General features: G+C 62.4%; 17 protein-coding genes. 4 read left to right on the plus strand and 13 right to left on the minus strand.

The genetic code is table 11. The features are described 5' to 3' along the window. Positions 1-1,101 (plus strand): FAD-dependent monooxygenase (locus A3722_RS17390; protein WP_067916321.1); only part of this gene is annotated, 1,101 nt, incomplete at its 5' end. 18 nt (positions 1,102-1,119) lie between these two features. Here A3722_RS17390 and A3722_RS17395 read toward each other — a convergent pair. The 3 genes from A3722_RS17395 to A3722_RS17405 form a co-directional block, all read right to left on the minus strand. Beyond that, positions 1,120-2,244 carry an aminotransferase class V-fold PLP-dependent enzyme gene (locus A3722_RS17395; RefSeq protein WP_067622709.1) on the minus strand — a complete coding sequence of 375 codons (1,125 nt, stop codon included), beginning with the start codon at positions 2,242-2,244 and terminating at the stop codon, positions 1,120-1,122. Positions 2,245-2,306: 62 nt separating this feature from the next. After that, positions 2,307-2,762, minus strand: a complete 456-nt coding sequence (locus tag A3722_RS17400) for an Lrp/AsnC family transcriptional regulator (protein ID WP_067622706.1) — start codon at positions 2,760-2,762, stop codon at positions 2,307-2,309. Next, positions 2,759-3,214, minus strand: a complete 456-nt coding sequence (locus A3722_RS17405) for an Lrp/AsnC family transcriptional regulator (protein ID WP_067622704.1) — start codon at positions 3,212-3,214, stop codon at positions 2,759-2,761. The genes A3722_RS17400 and A3722_RS17405 overlap by 4 nt, the downstream gene beginning before the upstream one ends. A gap of 134 nt (positions 3,215-3,348) precedes the next feature. Between A3722_RS17405 and ilvC the strand changes: the two genes are divergently transcribed. Beyond that, entirely contained in the window at positions 3,349-4,371 is a 1,023-nt protein-coding gene (ilvC, locus tag A3722_RS17410; RefSeq protein ID WP_067622701.1) for a ketol-acid reductoisomerase, read from the plus strand. Between the two features lie 76 nt (positions 4,372-4,447). After that, entirely contained in the window at positions 4,448-5,368 is a 921-nt protein-coding gene (locus tag A3722_RS17415; protein WP_067622698.1) for a DMT family transporter, read from the plus strand. Between the two features lie 6 nt (positions 5,369-5,374). Here A3722_RS17415 and glmM read toward each other — a convergent pair whose 3' ends face one another. The 9 genes from glmM to A3722_RS17460 all read right to left on the minus strand — a co-directional run bounded on the left by glmM (position 5,375) and on the right by A3722_RS17460 (position 16,933). Further along, positions 5,375-6,721 carry a phosphoglucosamine mutase gene (gene glmM, locus A3722_RS17420; RefSeq protein ID WP_067916323.1) on the minus strand — a complete coding sequence of 449 codons (1,347 nt, stop codon included), beginning with the start codon at positions 6,719-6,721 and terminating at the stop codon, positions 5,375-5,377. Next, positions 6,718-7,731, minus strand: a complete 1,014-nt coding sequence (gene folP, locus A3722_RS17425; protein WP_067627013.1) for a dihydropteroate synthase — start codon at positions 7,729-7,731, stop codon at positions 6,718-6,720. Before folP ends, glmM begins: the two co-directional genes overlap by 4 nt. Further along, positions 7,731-8,660 carry a dihydroneopterin aldolase gene (locus A3722_RS17430; protein ID WP_067627011.1) on the minus strand — a complete coding sequence of 310 codons (930 nt, stop codon included), beginning with the start codon at positions 8,658-8,660 and terminating at the stop codon, positions 7,731-7,733. The genes folP and A3722_RS17430 overlap by 1 nt, the downstream gene beginning before the upstream one ends. A 113-nt stretch (positions 8,661-8,773) precedes the next feature. Beyond that, positions 8,774-9,418, minus strand: a complete 645-nt coding sequence (locus A3722_RS17435; RefSeq protein ID WP_201722067.1) for a cell wall hydrolase — start codon at positions 9,416-9,418, stop codon at positions 8,774-8,776. A 126-nt stretch (positions 9,419-9,544) separates the two neighbouring features. Beyond that, positions 9,545-12,082, minus strand: coding sequence for a putative PEP-binding protein (locus tag A3722_RS17440; RefSeq protein WP_067627009.1), 2,538 nt, complete (start codon positions 12,080-12,082; stop codon positions 9,545-9,547). A gap of 74 nt (positions 12,083-12,156) precedes the next feature. Next, positions 12,157-14,484 carry a glycine--tRNA ligase subunit beta gene (gene glyS, locus A3722_RS17445; protein WP_067627007.1) on the minus strand — a complete coding sequence of 776 codons (2,328 nt, stop codon included), beginning with the start codon at positions 14,482-14,484 and terminating at the stop codon, positions 12,157-12,159. Positions 14,485-14,576: 92 nt separating this feature from the next. After that, a complete protein-coding gene (locus A3722_RS17450; protein WP_067627005.1) occupies positions 14,577-15,392 on the minus strand; it encodes a DUF1206 domain-containing protein in 816 nt (271 codons plus the stop codon). An 81-nt stretch (positions 15,393-15,473) separates the two neighbouring features. After that, on the minus strand, positions 15,474-15,989 hold the full coding sequence (locus A3722_RS17455; protein ID WP_067627003.1) for a DUF6446 family protein: 516 nt from the start codon (positions 15,987-15,989) through the stop codon (positions 15,474-15,476). Beyond that, entirely contained in the window at positions 15,986-16,933 is a 948-nt protein-coding gene (locus A3722_RS17460) for a glycine--tRNA ligase subunit alpha (protein ID WP_067627001.1), read from the minus strand. The genes A3722_RS17455 and A3722_RS17460 overlap by 4 nt, the downstream gene beginning before the upstream one ends. Positions 16,934-17,088: 155 nt before the next feature. On the opposite strand from A3722_RS17460, the gene A3722_RS17465 reads away from it, so the two are divergent. Next, positions 17,089-18,969: a serine protease gene (locus tag A3722_RS17465; RefSeq protein WP_067626999.1), complete on the plus strand. Its 1,881-nt coding sequence runs from the start codon at positions 17,089-17,091 to the stop codon at positions 18,967-18,969. Between the two features lie 66 nt (positions 18,970-19,035). On the opposite strand, the gene A3722_RS17470 is transcribed toward A3722_RS17465, so the two are convergent. Then, positions 19,036-20,484: a TrkH family potassium uptake protein gene (locus A3722_RS17470; protein WP_067626997.1), complete on the minus strand. Its 1,449-nt coding sequence runs from the start codon at positions 20,482-20,484 to the stop codon at positions 19,036-19,038. Positions 20,485-20,561 lie beyond the last annotated feature (77 nt).

Consider the following 20,561-nt stretch of genomic DNA (forward strand, 5'->3'; position numbering starts at 1 on the left):
GATCCCACACCACCCGTCACCGATGGCTCCGCCCAAGGGGCCGACATGCGCTCCACCGCGCTGCTGCAACCAGCCCGTCTGCTCTTGGAAGACGCCGGACTATGGGACCGCCTCGCCCCCCATGCCGCCCCTCTGCAGATCATGAGAATCCTCGATGCGGGGGGCGATGACCCGAGCCCCCGCGTCACCCGCGAGTTCGACGCCGCCGATATCTCAGACATGCCCTTCGGCTGGAACTTCCCAAATTGGCTGCTGCGCCGTGAACTGCTCACCCGCCTAAACGAGCTGCCCAATGTCGATTTTCGCCCCGGCACCGGCACCACCACGCTCTTCACCCGCAGCTCCGAGGCCCGTGTCGGTCTCAGCGATGGCAGCCGCATCAAAACGCGACTGGTGATCGCCGCCGATGGGCGAAACAGCCCAATGCGCGATGCCGCCGGGATTGAGGTCACCACCCGCCGCTATGGCCAAAAGGCCCTGGCCTTTTGCGTGACGCACCCCATCCCGCATGAGAATGTTTCGACCGAAGTGCACCGCTCCGGCGGCCCCTTCACCCTCGTCCCGCTGCCTGACCGCGATGGCATGCCCTGCTCTGCCGTGGTGTGGATGGACGACGGTCCCGCGACCCAAGCCCGCGCCACGCTGGATACCGCCGCATTTGAGGCCGAGGCAACGGCACGCTCAGCCAACCTCTTCGGGCCGCTGACCCTCACCAGCCACCGCGCGCTTTGGCCGATCATCAGCCAAGAGGCCAAGCGCCTCTCCGCCGAACGGGTGGCATTGGTGGCTGAGGCCGCCCATGTGCTGCCCCCCATCGGCGCGCAGGGGCTGAACATGTCGCTAACCGATCTGGCGACGTTGTTGGATCTGGCCCGCAAATCGCCCGAATCGCTCGGCGATGCCGAGATGCTAGAAGCCTACCACAAGGCCCGCCACGCAGACATCAGCCTGCGCGTCCGGGGCATTGACCTGCTGAACCGGGCCAGCCAAGCCAGCAGCCCACTGGCCCGCGATGCGCGGGCGGCAGCGCTTAATGCGCTCTACGCCCTGCCCCAAGTGCGCAAGATGCTGATGCAAATGGGGCTGGGCCTGCGCCGCTAACGCGCGGCGCAGCCTGTTTTACAAAACCTCGTCGAGCACAGCCGTCAACCGTGCCACGGTGGCGTCAACGTCATAAAGCTTATCCAGCCCGAATAGCCCAAGACGGAAGGTGCGGAAATCATCCGGCTCTCCCACCTGCAACGGCACGCCCGCTGCAATCTGCATGCCATGAGCGGCAAAGGCCTTGCCGTTTTGCACATCCGGATCGGCGGTGTAGCCGACCACCACGCCCGGCGCGGCAAACCCGTCAGCAGAAACCGAAATCACCCCCCGTGCGGCCAGCGCCTGCCGCACCGCTTCCCCCAAACGCCACTGCGCTTCTTTCAACCGGTCGAACCCATAATCGCGGGTCTCTTTCACTGTATCACGGAACAGCCGCAGCGCATCCGTCGGCATGGTCGCATGATAGGCATGCCCCCCCGCCTCATAGGCTTTCATGATGTCGCGCCACTTGCGCAGATCGATGGCGAAACTGTCCGACGTGGTCTCATTCAACCGCGCCTCTGCCCGCGCGGACATCATCACCAGCCCAGCGGAAGGCGAGGCGCTCCACCCTTTCTGCGGGGCCGAGATCAGCACATCGACCCCAAGCGCCTTCATATCCACCCAGACACAGCCCGAGGCGATGCAATCAAGTACCATCAGCGCGCCGACTTCATGCGCCGCCGCAGCCAGTTCTTTGATGTAGTCATCCGGCAGGATCATGCCCGAGCTGGTCTCCACATGCGGGGCAAACACGACCTGCGGCTTCTGCTCGCGGATCGCGGCAGTGACCTCTTCAATCGGCGCGGGCGCAAAGGGCGCGGGGCTGGTGTTGCCCTGCATCCGGGCCTTCATCACCTCGGCACTCTTGGTCAGATCGGCGCTCTCAATGAGCTGGCTCCAACGGTAGGAAAACCACCCGTTACGCACCACCAACACGTCTTGACCCCGCGCGAATTGCCGGGCCACGGCCTCCATCGCATAGGTACCGCCGCCGGGCACCAGAGCCACAGCGTCGGCGTTGTACACTTCGCCCAGCCAGCCCGAGAGGTCGCGCATGACCTGCTGAAACTCTGCTGACATGTGGTTGAGCGAACGGTCGGTAAAGACCACGCTGAATTCATCAAGCCCTGTTGGGTCTACCGTGTCGAGCAATGCCATCGTTCTTCCTCCATCTTTCGATCAAAGGCATATGGCCCGCCGCCGCAAAAGGCAATTCACGGCTAAAGCGGCCCTGGCAAACGCTCCTCGCTCAAAAGCACATTGGCCTCCACCTCTCCCGCGCCGGGCAGGGTCATGACCCGCCGCCTCAGCACACGCTCGAAGTCAGGCAGGTCCCGCGCCACGACCCGCAGACGGTAGTCGAAAAGTCCCAAGACATGCTCCACCGTCTGCACCTCGGGAATGGCCGAAACCGCCCGCTCGAAATCCTCCAAACTCACCCGGCCCCGCGTGGCCAGTTTGATGCCCAGAAAAACGGTCACGCCAAATCCCAAAGCCTCGGCATTCAACCGCAACCGCCGACCCGAAATCGCGCCGCCCTCTTCCAAGCGCCTGATGCGCCGCCATGTCGCAGGCTGCGACAGACCCAACCGCCGCCCCAATGCACTAGCACTCTGCGTGGCATCCCGTGCCAATGCGCGCAGCAGCGACCGGTCAATCTCATCAAGCTCAATCACAACGGCAGCCCCTCTTGCGTCTTAATCCGCGCCACGTGCATCAGCGCCTCAATCTCGGCGATATGCGGCAGGGTCAGGATACGGCTACGGTAGATTTGCTGATAATGTGCCATGTCCCGCGCAATAATCGACAGCCGCAGATCGACCCGGCCCAAAAACGTCTGAAGCTCGATCACCTCAGGCACCTGCCGCGCCTCTGCCAGAAAGATGTCGAAGGCATTGGCCTGCGTCTTGTCCAGTGTCACCCGCAAGGACACTTCCAACGCATAGCCCAGTGCGGCCCAATCGATCACCACACCGCTGCCCTGCACGATCCCCTGATCCTGCAGACGCGCAATCCGCCGCGCGGCCTTGCCAGAGGTGATATTGCAGCGCTCCGCCAACTCGCCGGGGCTGAGACTCGGCTCCGCTTGCCAATAGCGCAGAATACGGCGATCCAGATCATCAAGCATGAATTTTCCGTTTTCCAGTGAAACCACGAATAACTATCTTCATTCTTTCACAAATACCTCTGCGATGACAATGGCCACTAGACACAACATCGCTATGGTGAACCGCAGATAGAGATCAACCAAAGGACAAGATCATGCGCGTTTACTACGACCGCGATTGCGACGTGAACCTCATCAAGGACAAAAAAGTAGCCATCCTCGGCTACGGTTCCCAAGGCCACGCCCACGCCCTGAACCTGCGCGATTCCGGTGCCAAGAACCTCGTCGTCGCCCTGCGCGAAGGCTCTGCCTCCGCCGCCAAGGCCGAAGGCGAAGGCCTCAAGGTCATGGGCATCGCCGAAGCGGCTGCTTGGGCCGACCTGATCATGTTCACAATGCCCGATGAACTGCAGGCCGAGACCTATAAGAAATACGTGCATGACAACATCCGCGAAGGTGCCGCCATCGCATTCGCCCATGGTCTGAACGTCCACTTCGGCCTGATCGAGCCGAAAGAAGGCGTCGACGTGATCATGATGGCGCCCAAAGGCCCCGGCCATACCGTGCGCGGCGAATACACCAAGGGCGGCGGCGTGCCCTGCCTTGTGGCCGTCGACAAAGACGCATCCGGCAAGGCGCTGGAAATCGGTCTGTCCTATTGCTCTGCCATCGGTGGCGGCCGTTCGGGCATCATTGAGACCAACTTCCGTGAAGAATGCGAAACCGACCTCTTTGGCGAACAGGCCGTGCTCTGCGGTGGCTTGGTCGAACTGATCCGCATGGGCTTTGAGACGCTGGTCGAAGCGGGCTATGCTCCCGAGATGGCCTATTTCGAATGCCTGCACGAAGTGAAGCTGATCGTCGACCTGATCTATGAAGGCGGCATCGCCAACATGAACTACTCGATCTCGAACACCGCGGAATATGGCGAGTATGTCTCCGGCCCGCGCATCCTGCCTTACGACGAGACCAAGAAGCGCATGAAAGACGTGCTGACGGACATCCAGAACGGCAAATTCGTGCGTGACTTCATGCAGGAAAACGCAGTCGGCCAGCCTTCGTTCAAAGCCACACGTCGCATCAACGACGAGCACCGCATCGAACAGGTCGGCGCGAAACTGCGTGAGATGATGCCGTGGATTTCCGCAGGCAAGATGGTGGACAAGGCCAAGAACTGAGCCATCTCCACCTACAAACAAGACGACATCGACCCCGGCCTTGCGCCGGGGTTTTTGCCTTCACGCCGGAGCCCCGATGAACACCACGCCTCAGATCACCCGCACCAGCTGGCTGCTGATCGCCATTCTGGGCTTTGTCTGGGGCGGCACCTTTCTGGCCATCGAAATTGCGCTTACGGGCATTACGCCCTTTTGGCTTGCCGCCTCTCGGATCGGGTTTGCCTCGGTGGTGATGCTGGCGCTATGGGCCGGGCGCGGTTTCGCGCTATTCGCCGACCGCCCAACGCGGGGCGTGATCGCGACACTGACCACCATCGGCATTATCAGTTCGGCCCTGCCGTTTTCACTGCTGGCATGGGGGCAGCAATATGTGACCTCTGGCTTTGCCGGGGTGACCATGGCCTCGGTCGCGCTGATCGTCCTGCCCTTGGCGCATTTCCTACTGCCGGGAGAGCGTATGACCCCGCGCAAGGTTGGCGGTTTTGTCATTGGCTTTATCGGCGTAGTGGTATTGATCGGCGGGCAGGCATTTGAAAGCACGGGTGCCGCGATGGAGACTGCGGGCCGTATCGCCTGCGTCGGCGCGGCATCGTGCTATGCCATCAGCTCGATCCTCATGCGCCGCTTGCCGTCGGTAGACCCGATCGGCCTGGCCACGATCCTTATGCTGATCGGTGCAGGCATCATGTTGCCTGCCGCTTTTCTCAGCGAAGGCCCGCCGCCCCTGCCCGGCCCCAAGATCGTGGCCGTCTTGGCCTTTCTCGGGCTGATTCCCACCGCAGGCGCGGCCTTTTTGCGGGTCTATGTGGTGCGCACCGCCGGGCCGGTCTTTATGTCCTTGGTCAATTACCAAGTGCCGGTCTGGTCGGTCCTCTTGGGGGCGCTGGTCTTGTCAGAGCCGCTGCCGATGTCGCTGCTCTATGCGATGGCGCTGATCCTTGCGGGGGTCGGGCTCAGTCAATACGGCGCGCTGAAACGGCTGTTCCAGCGCGGATAGGACAGCCTAGCCGCCCACCGCCGCATTCACCGCGTCAACCACGCTGTCCACGGCACGTTCCATCAGTGCCGCGTCTTCATGTTCGGCCATGACACGGACCAGCGGCTCGGTGCCCGATTTGCGGATCAACAACCGCCCGCCCTGCGCCAGATCGGCCTCGGCCTGCGCGATGGCGGCTTTGACCTGCGCCTCTTCCAACGGGGTTTGCCCGGCGGAGAACCGGACGTTTTTCAGCAGTTGCGGCACCGGGTCGAATTGGTACAGCAGCTCCGAGGCAGGTTTGCCCGAGCGGACCATCTCAGCCAGAAACTGCATCCCGGCCATAAGTCCGTCGCCCGTGGTCGCGTGGTCGGTCATCACGATATGACCCGACTGCTCCCCGCCGAGGTTGAACCCCCCTTCGCGCATCCGTTCCACCACATAGCGGTCGCCCACGCTCGTGCGCTCCAACCGCAGACCGCGGTCGTCGAGGAAACGCTCCAGCCCAAGGTTGCTCATCACCGTGGCCACAAGCGCCTTCCCTGCAAGCCGCTCTTCCTCGGCCCAACGGGCGGCCATCAGCGCCATGAACTGGTCGCCGTCCCCGATACGGCCATTCTGATCGATCAAGATCACCCGGTCTGCATCGCCATCAAGGCAGATGCCCACATCGGCGCCATTCGCCACCACGGCCTCTGCCGCGGATTGTGGCTGGGTCGAACCGCAGCCATCGTTGATGTTGAACCCATTGGGGGCCACGCCCACGGGGATCACGGTCGCACCCAATTCCCACAGCGCCATGGGCGCCACGTGGTAGGCCGCGCCATGGGCGCAGTCGATCACAACTTTCAGCCCATCAAGACGCATCTGCCGCGGGAAAGAGGATTTGACCCGTTCGATATAGCGATAGCGGCTGTCGTCGATCCGCTTGGCCCGGCCGATCTGATCCGGCTCCGAGGGCGCGACCCCTTCCGCGACCAGCGCTTCGATTTCCTGTTCGACCTGATCGGAGAGTTTGAAGCCATCCGGCCCAAAGAATTTGATGCCATTGTCGCTGGCCGGATTGTGACTGGCCGAGATCATGACTCCTAGATCAGCCCGCATCGACCGCGTCAGCAGGCCTACCGCAGGCGTCGGCACCGGCCCGAGCAACAGGACGTTCATTCCCGTGCTGGTGAGGCCCGCCGTCAGCGCGTTTTCGAACATATAGCCCGACAGCCGTGTGTCCTTGCCGATGACCACACGGTGCACGGTGTCTTTCTCACGCCGGAAATAGCGCCCCACGGCGGCACCGATGCGCAGCGCCATTTCGGCGGTCATGGGGTGAATATTGGCGGTGCCGCGCACGCCATCAGTACCAAAAAGTTTTGTCATAGCTGTTTTCCTGTCAGTGCCGCGCGGTAAAGTGAAATAGATTGGATGGTCTGCGCCACGTCGTGGACGCGCAAGACTTGGACACCGTGGCTCAGCGCCGCCAGCGCGACCGCGATGGACCCCGGTGCGCGATCTTCCCCAGCCGCGCCGCCGCCTATGGTGCCGATGAAGCGTTTGCGCGATGCGCCCAGCAAGATCGGCACGCCGAGGCTGTGGAACAGGCTGAGATTTGCAAGCAGCGTGAGGTTGTGCTCAAGCGTCTTGCCAAAGCCGATGCCCGGATCGGCGATGATGTTGTGCCGCGCGATGCCCTCGGCCTCCAACGCGGTGATCCGCCCCGCCAGATAGTCATAGACGTCGAGCAGGACGTTTTCATACTGCGGGTCACGTTGCATCGTGGCCGGGTCGCCTTGGGCATGCATCACGCAGACCGGCAGGTTCCGCGCCGCGCAAAAGGGCGCGAGCGCCGGGTCAAAGGTCAGCCCGGCCACGTCATTGACCAAATCCGCCCCCGCCGCGACCGCGGCTTCGGCCACGGCGGCCTTGCGGGTGTCGATGCTGATCGCTCCGGGTCCAGCAGCGCGCAGCCCTTCGATTACGGGCCGAACGCGCGCGATCTCTTCGTCCTCGGGCACCGTTTCGGCCCCCGGACGGGTCGATTCGCCGCCGATATCGAGCATGTCGACCCCCGCCGCCCGCATCGCCGCCCCCGCAGCGACCGCGATCTGCGGATCGGCATGACGACCGCCATCTGAGAAACTGTCCGGCGTGGCATTGAGAATCCCCATCACGCGGGGGCGGTCGAAAGTCAGCCCTGCGATGGCCGGGCGTGGCGCGGTCAACGCCGCCCGCGCCGTAGCGGGGAGCGCGTCTGCCGTGATCACATGCGGCGCCTGCCCCCGCGACAACACCTCAACATGGGTAAACCAGCCCCAGCCGCCCGCGAGCGTCAGCGCGCCTTCGGGCCGCGCGGGACCGGCCTGAACCAGGGGACGGTGGTAAGAGGTCATCAGGCAATCTCCGCAGTGTCGACATCAAGCACCCGCACCGGAAGTGCCGCGCCCTCGGGCCGGTCGGCGCCGATCAACACCAACTCGCTGGCGGCAGAGGTCTCTGCGAACCACGCGGCCAAGGCCGGTGCCGCGCTTGGCGGGGCGGCGGGGCCGTCCACCGCATCGAGCACGATACGCGCGGGCGCCCAAATGCTGATCTGGCCGTTCTTCATGGCCCAGTCCAACTCTGTCCGGCTGCCCACCACCGCGCAGCGGGGATCGCGCGCCCAGAGCACCCAAGCGTTCTGTTCGATCGCCAAAAGGTCGATGTGGCGTTGTGCTTTTTCATCTCCGGCCCGTGGGGCCGCGATGTCAGCGGGGCCAACGCAAAGGATCACGGGCTGGGCGGAGGCTTCCAATTGGTCGAGCCATCCGGTCAAACGGTCAGAGGCAATGGCGGCATTTGACAGGTAGACCACGCGCGGCTGCGGTGCCTCTTGGGCGGCGTCCTGCGCTATGGCAGCGCCCTCCCGCGCCCGCACGATCTCAACCCCAAGCGCACCGGGGCCACGGTCAAGCTTTTCGATCCGCACGAAAACCCGCATCGCCTGCGGTTCGATCAAGATACGGTCCGCCACCCGTTCGGCCAGCGTTTCCAAGAGGTTGAGCCGCTCGGCGGCAAGCTCGGCGGCGATGGCCTCGGTCACGCGGTCATAGGACAGGATGCGGTCCACATCGTCATCCACCACGCCCGTCAGGGGCGCCACCTCGACCACCACGTTGAAACAGACCCGTTGCGTGACATCCCGCTCGGCCTGAAAGGCGCCGATCTCTACCTCAACGATATGATCGCGCAGGGAAATACGGTCGCGCGGCTCAGGGCCGGCCATCGTCTCTGCCCGCTCAGAAGGGTGGGCAAAGGCAAGTCGAATTTCGTCGTCGGACATCGGCAGCGCCTATCGGATCAGGGTATCGGGCCCCGTCGGGGGCGCTTCGATGCACATTTAGCAGGCCCACCGACGGCAGGCCAGCACCCGAAGGCACATCCGAACCCGAACTCTTAGTTCGAGGCGGTTTTCCACGTGTGGCGGTAAAAGAGATGCTGACCGATCCGCGCGGTCTTGGTATAGACCCGTGCCCAGTTGGGGTTCACGGCGGTCGTGTGGTAGTGGGTCGCGCCATCCGTCAGCTTGGGCGCGGAGCCGTCGATGATCGCACGCGCCACTTTGGAGACACGGGCAAAGGCGCGCGGCTCATTGATGACTTCTTTGTAGCCGTCGCAGGTATAGGTAAACTGGCACTGATACTTGCGCCCCGTCCCCTGATTGATCACGCCGCAAAGCGTGCCGGGAAAGCGGGCCGATTTCACACGGTTCATGATCACTTCGGCCACGGCAAACTGGCCTTTGACCGTCTCACCGCGGGCCTCGAAATAAAGCGCTTCGGCAAGGCACTGCAACTCGGCGTTGCCTTCAGCTTTGGGCTGGCTGTCGACCCAAGCGGTCGAGAATTTCACATCTGTCTCGCTGGCCGACACGGGCTGCGCGACCATCTCCTGAAGCCGCGCCGCACCGGCGGATTTCAGACCTTGAATTTCAATCTGCGCAAGATCGCTCGCGCTTTCGGAGCTTGCTTGAACAGCAAGCGGGCTGCTGCACAGAGCCATGGAAAGAGCAAAAGAGATCGACCGGATAAAACGCATCATGCGCCTCGCATCATTGTTAGGGCTGCGGGGCGGATAGCCAAAAGGTTCCGGGCGGTAAACCCAACCGGGCATTATGTGCAGAAACTTGCCGAATTATGGTATAAGTTGGGCTGGAGCCCGCTGCCCCTACCCGATCTTGTGCGCAATGGCGAGCTGGGCCGCAGCCAAACGTGCAACCGGTACGCGAAACGGCGAACAAGAAACATAGTCAAAGCCCGATTCGCGGCAAAAAGCGATGGATTCGGGGTTCCCGCCATGCTCCCCACAGATTGAAAGGGTGATTCCGGGCTGGGCTTTACGCCCCCTTTCCGCCCCAAGTTGCAGCAATTCGCCGACCCCATCGGTGTCGAGCACATGGAAGGGATCCTCCGGGTAGACCCCTTGTTGGACGTAATTCGACATGAAGCGCCCCGCGTCGTCGCGCGAGAGGCCATAGGTCATCTGCGTCAGATCGTTGGTCCCGAAACTGAGAAAGGCACAATGCGGCGCGATTTCCTCGGCACGCAAACAGGCGCGCGGGGTCTCTACCATCACGCCGAGACGGTAGGTGAAGCTCGCATCACGCTCACTGCGCACGGCGGCGGCCACGGCGTCGACGCTCGCTTTGACCAATTCCACCTCGCGCCGGGCGCTGACCAGTGGGATCATGATCTCAGGCACTACCGGCTCGCCATCGCGGCTGGCTTCGATTGTGGCCTCAAAGATCGCGCGGGCCTGCATTTCGTAGATTTCCGGCACCGTCACCCCGAGCCGCACGCCGCGCAGGCCCAGCATCGGGTTGTATTCCGTCATCGCCGCCACGCGCCGCGTCACGTCAGACATCTGAAGGCCAAGCGCCTCGGCCAGTTCGCGCTGCCCGGCTTTGTCTGAGGGCAAGAATTCATGCAGCGGCGGATCAAACAAGCGGATGCACACTGGCTGCCCCTGCATGATGCGGAACAACTGGGTAAAATCCTTGCGCTGCATGGGCAGCAGACGTTCCAGCACGGCGCGGCGGTCTTCGCCGCTTTCGGCAAAGATCATTTCGCGCATCACGGTCAGGCGACCGGGCTCGAAAAACATATGTTCGGTGCGGCAGAGCCCGATGCCATGGGCGTTGAAATTGCGCGCGGTCTGCGCATCGGCGGGGGTGTCGGCATTGGCGCGAATGCCGATGTCGGCCACATCCTCGGCCCAGCCCATCAGCCGGGTGAAGGTATCATCCAGCGCGGCCTCTTGCATCTTGGCCGCCCCGGCCAAGACCTGCCCGGTTGAGCCATCAACGGTGACTTGATCCCCTTCGACAAAAACCCGCCCATCGGGGGCGATGATCTGCCGCTGGGTCACGATAAAGCGCATGTTCGATGCGCCAACGACGCAGGGCAGCCCCATGCCGCGCCCGATCACCGCCGCATGGCTGGTGATGCCGCCGCGTTCGGTTAACACAGCAGCAGCGGCATGCATGCCGCGAATATCTTCGGGCGAGGTTTCGCGCCGGACAAGGATACAAGGCTCCCCCCGCGCGGCACTGGCCTGCGCGTCGCTGGCCGAAAAGACAATCCGCCCAGTGGCCGCTCCGGGGCTGGCGGCGATGCCGCGCCCGATCACGTCACGTTTGGCGCTTGGGTCAACCTGACGGTGAAGCAGTTCCGACAGCGTGCGCGGCTGCACCCGCATGAGCGCTTCCTCGCGGCTGATGATCCCTTCGTCAGCCAGCGCCACGGCGATCCGCACCGCCGCACGGGAGGACCGTGCGACCTTCACACCATCCAGAATATGCAGCTTGCCTTGATCGATCACGAACTCGACCTGCATCTCGGCCCGGAGCCGTTTGCGCATCAGCGCCGCGTGGTCTTTCAACTCGGCAAAGGCATCGGGCACCAACTCTTCCAACGACGGCCCACGCGGATCGCGGGTGAGATACATCGCCGCCGCATCGCCTTCGAGCGCATCACGGCCTTGGCTTTGGCTGAGGTAACGCCCGGTGATTTGCGGCAGGCCAGTATCGCTATCGACCAGTTGCAACACGCCCGAACCGCACTGCCCCTGCCCCACGCCAAAGGCCATTTCCTGCACGATCAACCCCAACCCCGCATCCGCAGGTGCCCCCTTGGCTTGCCGGAGCAACCGCGCCGAAGTGCCGTTCCACGCCCGCGCCATTGACCGCAACACCGCAGCCAATTGCGTTGCCGGGTCTTGGGGAAAACGCTCTTCGGTCTCGGCCTCATAGGCGCGTAGTGATTCCATCAGCGCCGCACGGCCATCGCCGTTCACATCGTCGAACATATCGGGGTCAAGGCGGGCAACATTGACCGCATAGGACTGCACGAACCGCGAATAAAGCGCCGCTGCCGGGGCTTCGCCGATGGTGCCCGCGTAGCTTTCAAAGAGCGCATCGTTGATCCCGATGTTCAACACCGCCCCCGGCCCGCCCCAATCAGGGTCTTGGCTGGAGGGCCGTACACAAAGCAGCGCGCCTTTGGGAAATTGATCGACCACCGCTTGGATATCAGGCAACTGCCCGCGCGCGATCTGTTGCACAGCGTTAAAGGAAACCGCCACGGTAGAGGGCACGGGCAACTCAAGCCGCACAAGGCGCTGCAAGCATTTCGCCCGCCCGCCGTGGGTGTCATTGGCAATTGGCGCGGTGGGGGTCACCAGCGTGGTATGGGGATCGTTCTGCACTGCGGCACCTTAATCGTTCCGGTGCAGCATAGGGGTTGAGGCAGAAGGGGCAAGGGATCTTGCCCCCTCAGCGGTCATCCATCCAGTTTGGTCAAGTCCGCCACGGCGCTACAGATCGTGCGAATGCGGCTCAGCAGATTAAGCCGGTTGCGCCGCACGGTGGGGTTGTCGGCATTGACCTGAACCGCCTCAAAAAAGGCATCGATCGGTCCGCGCAATTCGGCCATCGCTGCCATCGCGGTCGAGAAATCCTGCGCCGCCATCGCCGGGGTGATCTTGGCCTCGGCTTTGTCGAGTGCGGCGAAAAGGTCTTTCTCGGCTTCTGTCTCGGCAAACTTCGGATCGGCGCCGAAGGAGTATTCCACGCCATCGGCCTCTTCAGCTTGGCTGAGGATGTTGTTGGCGCGTTTGAATCCTTGGATCAGGTTCTCGCCATCGTCGGTTTTGAGCGTCTCCGACAGGGCGCGGGCGCGTTTGACCAAGAGGGTCAGATCGTCGCTGCCATCCATGGCGATGCAGGCGTCAATGATGTCGTGGCGGATGCCTTGATCGCGGAGGTAGACTTTGAGGCGGTCGTGGATGAAGGAGAGAAGGTTCGAACCAACATCGGCAAACCCCGGCTTTTCCACTTGGCGTTCTTTATTCAACCTATTCACACTTGATATAGTTCGCAGGACCCCTGCGTCCGTGTCGTCGGCTTCTTCCAAGACTATCAGGTTTTCCTTGCGGATCGTTCCTAAGGTACCCCCAACCGTAGGGTTGTCCTTCCACATATGGCCAATTGACTCATAGTGCCAAGAGTCCCCGTCCGCGACGGGTGCTTTAGCAAGATAGTAAACCACGCTGTTTCTGCCGCTACTTGCGCGAACGCTAAGCGCATACGAAATATCAATAATCGTCGTCAGGCTTTCGAGAATGTCATTCTCAACCAAAATCCGAATAACCCCCAAAGCCGCACGGCGCAGCGCGAAGGGATCCTTGCTCCCGGTCGGCTTCTCATCAATCGCCCAGAAGCCGGTCAGCTTGTCGACCTTCTCAGCCAGCGCCACCGCAATTGACACCGGCGCGGTCGGCACGTCATCGGACGGCCCCAGTGGCGCGTAGTGATCTTTCGCCGCGTCTGCCACAGCATCCGACAGCCCGGCCTTGCGTGCGTAATAGCTGCCCATCAAGCCCTGCAACTCGGGGAACTCATAGACCATCTCGGAGCTGAGGTCGGCCTTGGCCACCCGCGCGGCCTGCTCGGCCTCATCGGCGTCGGCGCCGACCAGCGGGGCAAGCTCACGCGAGAGGGTCGCCATGCGGTCGATCAACTCGGCCTGGGTGCCGAGCTTGTTGTGGAAGGTGACGTTTTCCAGCGCTTTGACCCAAGTCTCCATCCCCGCGCCCGAGGTCACGGTGCGCAGGTCATTGTCCCAAAAGAATTTCGCATCCGACAGCCGTGCGCCGAGCACTTTTTCGTTGCCCGCAAGGATCGTCGCGCCATCGTCGGCGGTGGTGCGGTTGGCGACGGTGACGAAACGCTCGATCTGACCCGACTTCGGATTGCGGACGGAAAAGAACTTTTGGTGTTCTTTCATCGAGGTTTGCAGCACTTCGGGCGGCAGGCCGAGGAAATCCGCGCCGATGCGGCCCATCAGCACGACGGGATACTCCACAAGGCCCGCAACTTCGGCCAGAAGCCCTGCGTCTTCAACCACTTCCAACCCGGCCGCAAAAGCCATGTTGGTGGCGTCATGCCAAATCGTGTCGGCCCGCGCGGCGGGGTCGAGCACGACAAAGGCGCGCGAGAGTTTGTCTTGATAATCCTCGAACCCCGAGACTTCGATCTCAGCCGGTGCAAGGAAACGGTGCCCGCGCGTGGTATTGCCAGCAGCGATACCGTCGATGGTCAGCGGCACCACCTCGGCCCCCGCCTCATCGCTTATGACGCAAAGGATCGAATGCAGCGGGCGGACCCATTTGAGGCTCCCCGTGCCCCACCGCATCGACTTGGGCCACGGGAAATTGCGGATGGTCTGTTCCAGCACCTCGGCCACGATCTCAGCCGCAGGGCGGCCTGGCTTTTCGATCTTAGCAAAGAAAACTTTGCCTTTGGGCGTGTCGCGTTCTTCCAATTGATCACGGGTCAACCCAGCACCGCGCAAAAACCCTTCGATGGCTTTCTCAGGCGCGTCGGCTTTCGGGCCTTTGCGCTCTTCCACCTGTCGCGGGCTGGCGGCAAGCATATCGCCAAGCGCCAGCGTCAGACGGCGCGGGGTGGTGAAAACGGCGGCGGAGCCATAGGTCAGACCGGCTTCGACCAGACCGTTGGTCACCAGCTTTTGCAGGTCTTCTCCCGCGCGTTTCTGCATCCGCGCAGGGATTTCTTCGGAGAAAAGTTCAATCAGCAGATCTGGCACGGGCGGCCCCCAATTCTTGCCGCGATGGCGGCGTCTCATCGGGGGCTTGGATAACGAGTGCTAAGCGGAGGGTCTAGCCCCCCGCCCTGCGTTTAATCCAACAAGGTGCGGATATCGGGGTCAGAGAATTTCGGCACCACCCGATAGCCCGCTTCGACGAAGTTATAGACCGCAAAGCCAATCAGCCCCAGCCCGGCTCCGCCCAATAGGAAACGCCCAAAGGCCATGCCGCGCAGGCTTTGCAGCGCCTCGCCCAGACCGCCGGCCTGTGCGGGGTTCGCGGTCAGCGCCGCATAGCCCAGTGAAAAGGCAACCAACCCTAAGATACCGCCATAGATAATCAGGCCAACCTTCACGATGGGGTCGATGCTTTCGGTGAACTGGGTGCGCGCCAGATGGCCCTTATATTTCCCGCTCCAACCTTTGTAGGCATAGTAGATGCCTGCGCCCAATAGGATCAGCGCGCCAGCGGCCACGATATAGCGCCCGGCGGGCATCGCCATCAGCTTTTGCGTCCAGTCCTGCGCGGAACTGCCGCCGGAATTCTTGCCGCTCATTGCCAAAGCCAACACGGAAACGCCGATACCGCCGTGGATCAGCCCGGTCGTGACTTGCCCCAACCGCGCGATCAGCCCCTTGGCGTCGGTCCCGTGATCTTCGACATCCTTCACGCCCGCAGCCACGCGCCAGACCAGATAGGCAAGTAGCCCGATGCCGATCGCGATGAGTGCCGGAATACCGTATGGCTCATCCCGCAGCGCCGCGAGGGCGTCTTTCGTGCCCGAGGCTTGGGTGCTTTTGACGGCGGCCAATAGGGCCAGCCCCCCGATGATCGTGTAGATAACCCCGCGCGCGCCGTAGCCCGCGCGCATCACCCATTTCAGCCCCTCATGTGTTTTTTCCGACATTTTCGCCCCCGTTCTATGTGGGGACAAGCGTTCGGCAGCGCCAAAAGGTTCCGCGCAAACAGGCGGCGCCTGCGTTTAAGATCAGTCGGCGGGACGCTCGGGGCAAGCCTCTCCTACCACGGTGCCGTCATAGGACTTCTCGCCGCAGTCGTTCAGCTCATGCCAGATGTAGCCACGCCCGTCATCGGTCAGCGCCACGATCCGGTCGACGCCGTAGTGCACGTTCTTGCCGCCAAGGAAGGTCAGCGCGGTGCCGGCCTCAATCTCGGCCCCGATGGCGGGGGCGTCGAAACAATCGAACCAGCCCGGCGCGTTGCGCGGATCGGTGGGGTCGGTCATCTCATAAGTCTCGGTCGCCATGGCGAGGCTGATGTCATGCTCAAAGCAGGCACGGAACCGGATCGGAGAGCTGTCGGCGTCGATGGCCTGAAGGTTCTCTGCCGCGATCTCTTCCGGCTCTTGCGAGGTCAGCGATACCAGTTCGACCTTGGCCTCAGGCACCTCGTGATAAAATCCATAGATCTGCAAATAATAGAGTGCAGCCCCGGCGATCAGTGCGGATACAAGGATCACGATACCGACAATCTTGCCGCTCATGCCGCGCTATCCGCCTCAGGCGTCCAGCCGCCCGCGCGGGTCTGCACGAAGGCATCGGCACATTGTTTTGCCAAGGCCCGCACGCGCCCGATATAGGCCTGCCGCTCAGTGACCGAGATCACGCCGCGCGCGTCGAGTAGGTTGAAGATGTGGCTCGCTTTGATGCATTGGTCATAGGCCGGATGCGCCATGACGATGCGTTTCCCGGTTTTGGGATCTTCGGCGGGCTGTCCGAGGATAAACTGACAATGCGCCTCAGCCTCGTTGAACTGATCCAACAGCACCTCGGTATTGGCGGTGTCAAAGTTCCAGCGCGCGAATTCTTCTTCGGTCTGTTTGAACACATCGCCATAGGTCAGCGGAATTGGTGCCTCGGGGCTGTTAAAGGGCATGTCCATTACGTGATCGACACCTAGCACATACATCGCCAAACGCTCCAACCCATAGGTCAGCTCGCCCGAGACAGGGTGGCAGTCATGGCCGCCAACCTGTTGGAAGTAGGTGAACTGGGACACTTCCATTCCGTCGCACCAGACTTCCCAGCCCAGACCCCACGCGCCCAGCGTCGGGCTTTCCCAGTCGTCTTCGACAAAGCGAATGTCATGCAGCGCCATGTCGATGCCAATGGCTTCGAGCGAACCAAGGTACAGTTCTTGCAGATTGGGCGGGCTGGGTTTGATCAGCACTTGGTATTGGTAATAATGCTGCAAGCGGTTGGGGTTTTCGCCATAGCGCCCATCGGTGGGGCGGCGCGAGGGCTGAACATAGGCCGCGGCCCATGGCTGCGTGCCGAGACTACGCAGCGTGGTGGCCGGGTGAAAGGTGCCCGCGCCCACTTCCATGTCATAGGGTTGCAAGATTGCGCAGCCCTGCCGCGCCCAATAGCTCTGCAATGCAAGGATGATCTCTTGAAAAGAGCGTGGTTTCTGCGCCGCGTCAGACATTGTGATTGCCCCTTAATGATGCGCGCCTTTCCTACGTCTGCAATCCATGGGGGTCAATCGCAGCTTTGTGAGAAATTCGCCCCCTTTGCCATGGCATTTGCGCTGCTTTCCGGCGTAATCTGGCTCGGATTTGGTTTTGCGAGAGTTGAGTGACGATGAAGCGATTTCTACGTGCCCCGGTGGCGATCTTCTTGGCCCTGAGCCTGTCTTGGGCCAGCCTTGCGCGGGCGCAATCGGCGGAGGATATCGTTTGGGTTCAGATTGAGGCGCAGCCCTCGTTGGCCGAAGCCACCGACCGCGCACGCGCCTATGAGACCCTGTTGGATGACGTGAATGGCTTTTCCCTTGGCGGCGGTTGGTACGGCATCGCTGTGGGCCCCTACCGGCGCGAAGATGCGGAACTGGTGCTGCGCAGCTATGTGCGCGACGGTCTGGTGCCGCGTGACAGCTTTATCCAGCAATCCAGCCGTTTCCAGCAGCAGTTCTGGCCTGTGGGCGACAACGTTCTCGAAACCGGCGTGATCGACGCCCCCGCAGGCGTAGATGGCGGTGAGCCAGAGGAAGCCGCAGCGGGCAGCACCACCCCAGACGTCACCACAACCCCGCTCGACGCGACAACGACCGAAGGCGAGATTGAAGGCGAGACTGAGGGCGAGATTGAAGTCGCTGAGGCAGAGGCCGAAACCGCTCCGGCCCCCACCCCGCCAGAGCCGGATGAAACCCCGGCAGAGGCGCGCCGTTCGGAACGCGCCCTCTCGGCGCAAGAGCGCAAAGACCTGCAAATCGCCCTGCAATGGGCCGGTTTTTACGACGCCGCGATTGATGGTGCCTTTGGCCGGGGCACCCGCGCCTCTATGGGGGCGTGGCAAGCGGCGAACGGATATGACGAGACTGGCGTCCTGACCACCCGGCAGCGTGCCGCGCTGATCGCACAGTATAATGCCGTCCTTGATGGTTTGGGCCTGCAAATGGTGCGCGATGAGAAAGCCGGGATCGAGATTATGATGCCCACGGCTGAGGTCGAATTCGCCCGCTACGAGCCGCCCTTCGCCCATTACGACACCAGCGGCAACATCGGCGCAAGGGTGCTGTTGATCAGCCAGCCCGGCAACCAAGATACGCTCTACGGTCTCTATGACATCATGCAAACGCTTGAGATCGTCCCCTTGGATGGCCCCCGCGAACGCAAGCGCAACTCCTTTGAGTTGATCGGGGAGAACGGCAGCATCATCAGCCAGACGCAGGTCTCGCTGGAGAACGGTCAGATCAAAGGGTTCACCCTGATCTGGCCCGCCGGGGACGAAGACCGCCGCCGCCGCGTGGTGGCTGAGATGTCCAAAAGCCTGACCCGCCTGCCCGGCGTGTTGGACGCCGCCGCAGGCAACAGCGACGCGCAAGCGATTGATCTGGTCGCGGGTCTGCAAATCCGCCAGCCCAAGATCGCCCGCAGTGGCTTTTTCATCGACGGCAATGGTGCAGTTGTCACCACGAGCGAGGTTGTCGCCTCCTGCTCCCGGGTAACGCTGGACGCGGATACCGATGCCACTGTGATCGCCACCGATGACGCACGCGGGCTTGCGCTGCTCAAACCCGAAAGCCGTCTCGCCCCGCTGGCCGTGGCCGAATTCAGCAATGGCGCCCCGCGTCTGCAATCGGAAATCTCTGTCGCGGGCTACTCCTACGAAGGGGTGCTGAGTGCCGCGACCCTGACCTTTGGCGCGCTGTCGGACCTCAAGGGGCTGAACGGGGATGAAAACCTCAAACGCCTATCGGTCAACGCCCAGCCCGGTGATGCCGGGGGGCCGGTCTTTGACGAGAATGGCCATGTGGTGGGCATGTTGCTTCCCCAGACCGAGGCGGACCGCAAACTGCCCGAAGACGTGAGCTTTGCCCTTGATGGAAGTGTGATCCTTAAGGCGGCGCAAGACGCAGGCTTGGGCAGCAAACAGGCGCAGGGGGCCACAGGCCCGATCGCGCCGCGCGATCTGACGCTGCGCGCGCAAGGGATGACCGTCTTGGTAAGCTGCTGGGAGTAACGCGGGGGGCTCAGCCCCAAGCGACAAAGACAAAGGGCGGTGCCATCGGCACCGCCCTTTCGCGTTTCAAGCGCGCCAGAACTTGGCGGTGAACATGACGTAGACCGCAAGCAATTCCAGTCGCCCAATCCACATGGCGATGATCAAAATCCATTTCGCCGTGTCGTTGAGGCTGCTGAAGTTCCCCGCAGGGCCGATGATCTCTCCCAGTCCCGGGCCGATGTTTGCCAGTGCCGCCGCTGCGCCCGAGACGGAGGTGACGAAATCCAACCCCGTCAGGCTCAGCGCGACCGAGATCAGCCCCAGCGACACCACGAAGAACATGAAGAACGACATCACCGAGCTCAGCACGTCCGCCCCCACCGGGCGGCCATCATAGCGCGGGGTAAAGACGCCATGGGGCGAGCGGATCCGCCGCAACTGCGCGCGGATCGAGGCAAAGAGCAATTGATAACGGAAGATCTTGATCGAACAGGTGGTCGAGCCCGCGCAGCCGCCGATCAAGCCGATGAAAAAGAACAGCGCCACGGCGAAGCTGCCCCATTTCATATAATCCGCCGACGCATAGCCGGTGCCCGAGATGATGGAGGTGATGTTAAAGATCGCTTCCCGCAAGATCCGCTCGGACTCGTAGGTCGTGCCGCTGCGCAGGACGAAAAAGACAATCACCACCAGAAAGGTCAAGGTCATGAAAAAGCCGCGCACCTGCGGGTCGCGGTGCAGGGCTACGGGGTTGCCGTTGATAAGCTGCACGTAGCGCACGAAAGGCAAAGCCGCGAGGATCATAAAGATCGCCGCGACATATTCGGCGGGGCCAGAGAAGGTGCTGAACGAGGCATCGTAGTTGGAGAATCCCCCGGTCGACACCGTGGTCAGCGCGTGAACCGTCGCGTCGAAGGTGCTCATCCCGAGCGCAAGATAGCTCAGCATACAAGCCAGCGTCAGCCAGAGGTAGATCACCGAAATCTGAGTCGCGATCTGCCCCGCGCGGGGCAGGATTTTTCCAAAGGTGTCAAAGGATTCGGATTTGAAAATCTGCATACCACCGACCCGCAACTCGGGCAGGAACACCATGGCGACCACGACGATACCGATGCCGCCCAGCCATTGCAGAATACCGCGCCAGATCAGCAGGCCCTTGGGCAGGTCTTCCAATCCGGTCAGCACCGTGGCCCCGGTGGTCGTCAGCCCCGACATCGCCTCGAACATCGCGTCGGTGACGCTGGCATCGGTCGCGCCCAAGACGAAGGGCAAGGCCCCGAACAACGGCAGCATCAGCCAAACGCCGGTGGTGAGCATAAATGTCTGTTGGATGGTGAGCCCTTCGCGGACCCCATTGGCGCTGGCAAGGGCGATCATACCGCCGCCCAACGTGGTGATCAGCGCGCTTTCGACGAAGACCCACCATTGGCCCCGGCCCTCGGCCAGATCGACCCAGATCGGGATGATCATGGCAAGGCCAAGCACGGCCACCAAAAGGCCCACGACATATCCGACAGGTCGTATATCCAACATGGGCGCAGCGTTGGCTTGGCCGCTCGTCGCTGTCAAGCCGAGACGGGACCGGGGCGCGATTTGGCCCCGGTCCGTGT

The organism is Sulfitobacter sp. HI0027 (assembly GCF_001634775.1).
GTDB lineage: Bacteria > Pseudomonadota > Alphaproteobacteria > Rhodobacterales > Rhodobacteraceae > Sulfitobacter.

Bases quoted from the DNA above. Each gene is read 5' to 3' on its own strand.
- folP (WP_067627013.1), bottom strand. From the start codon at position 7,731: ATGACCTCTTACCACCGTCCCCTGGTTCAGGCCGGTCCCGCGCGGCCC.
- A3722_RS17395 (WP_067622709.1), bottom strand. From the start codon at position 2,244: ATGGCATTGCTCGACACGGTAGACCCAACAGGGCTTGATGAATTCAGC.
- A3722_RS17470 (WP_067626997.1), bottom strand. From the start codon at position 20,484: ATGTTGGATATACGACCTGTCGGATATGTCGTGGGCCTTTTGGTGGCC.
- glmM (WP_067916323.1), bottom strand. From the start codon at position 6,721: ATGACAAAACTTTTTGGTACTGATGGCGTGCGCGGCACCGCCAATATT.
- A3722_RS17435 (WP_201722067.1), bottom strand. From the start codon at position 9,418: ATGATGCGTTTTATCCGGTCGATCTCTTTTGCTCTTTCCATGGCTCTG.
- A3722_RS17455 (WP_067627003.1), bottom strand. From the start codon at position 15,989: ATGAGCGGCAAGATTGTCGGTATCGTGATCCTTGTATCCGCACTGATC.
- A3722_RS17460 (WP_067627001.1), bottom strand. From the start codon at position 16,933: ATGTCTGACGCGGCGCAGAAACCACGCTCTTTTCAAGAGATCATCCTT.
- A3722_RS17465 (WP_067626999.1), top strand. From the start codon at position 17,089: ATGAAGCGATTTCTACGTGCCCCGGTGGCGATCTTCTTGGCCCTGAGC.
- A3722_RS17415 (WP_067622698.1), top strand. From the start codon at position 4,448: ATGAACACCACGCCTCAGATCACCCGCACCAGCTGGCTGCTGATCGCC.
- ilvC (WP_067622701.1), top strand. From the start codon at position 3,349: ATGCGCGTTTACTACGACCGCGATTGCGACGTGAACCTCATCAAGGAC.
- A3722_RS17450 (WP_067627005.1), bottom strand. From the start codon at position 15,392: ATGTCGGAAAAAACACATGAGGGGCTGAAATGGGTGATGCGCGCGGGC.
- A3722_RS17405 (WP_067622704.1), bottom strand. From the start codon at position 3,214: ATGCTTGATGATCTGGATCGCCGTATTCTGCGCTATTGGCAAGCGGAG.
- A3722_RS17430 (WP_067627011.1), bottom strand. From the start codon at position 8,660: ATGTCCGACGACGAAATTCGACTTGCCTTTGCCCACCCTTCTGAGCGG.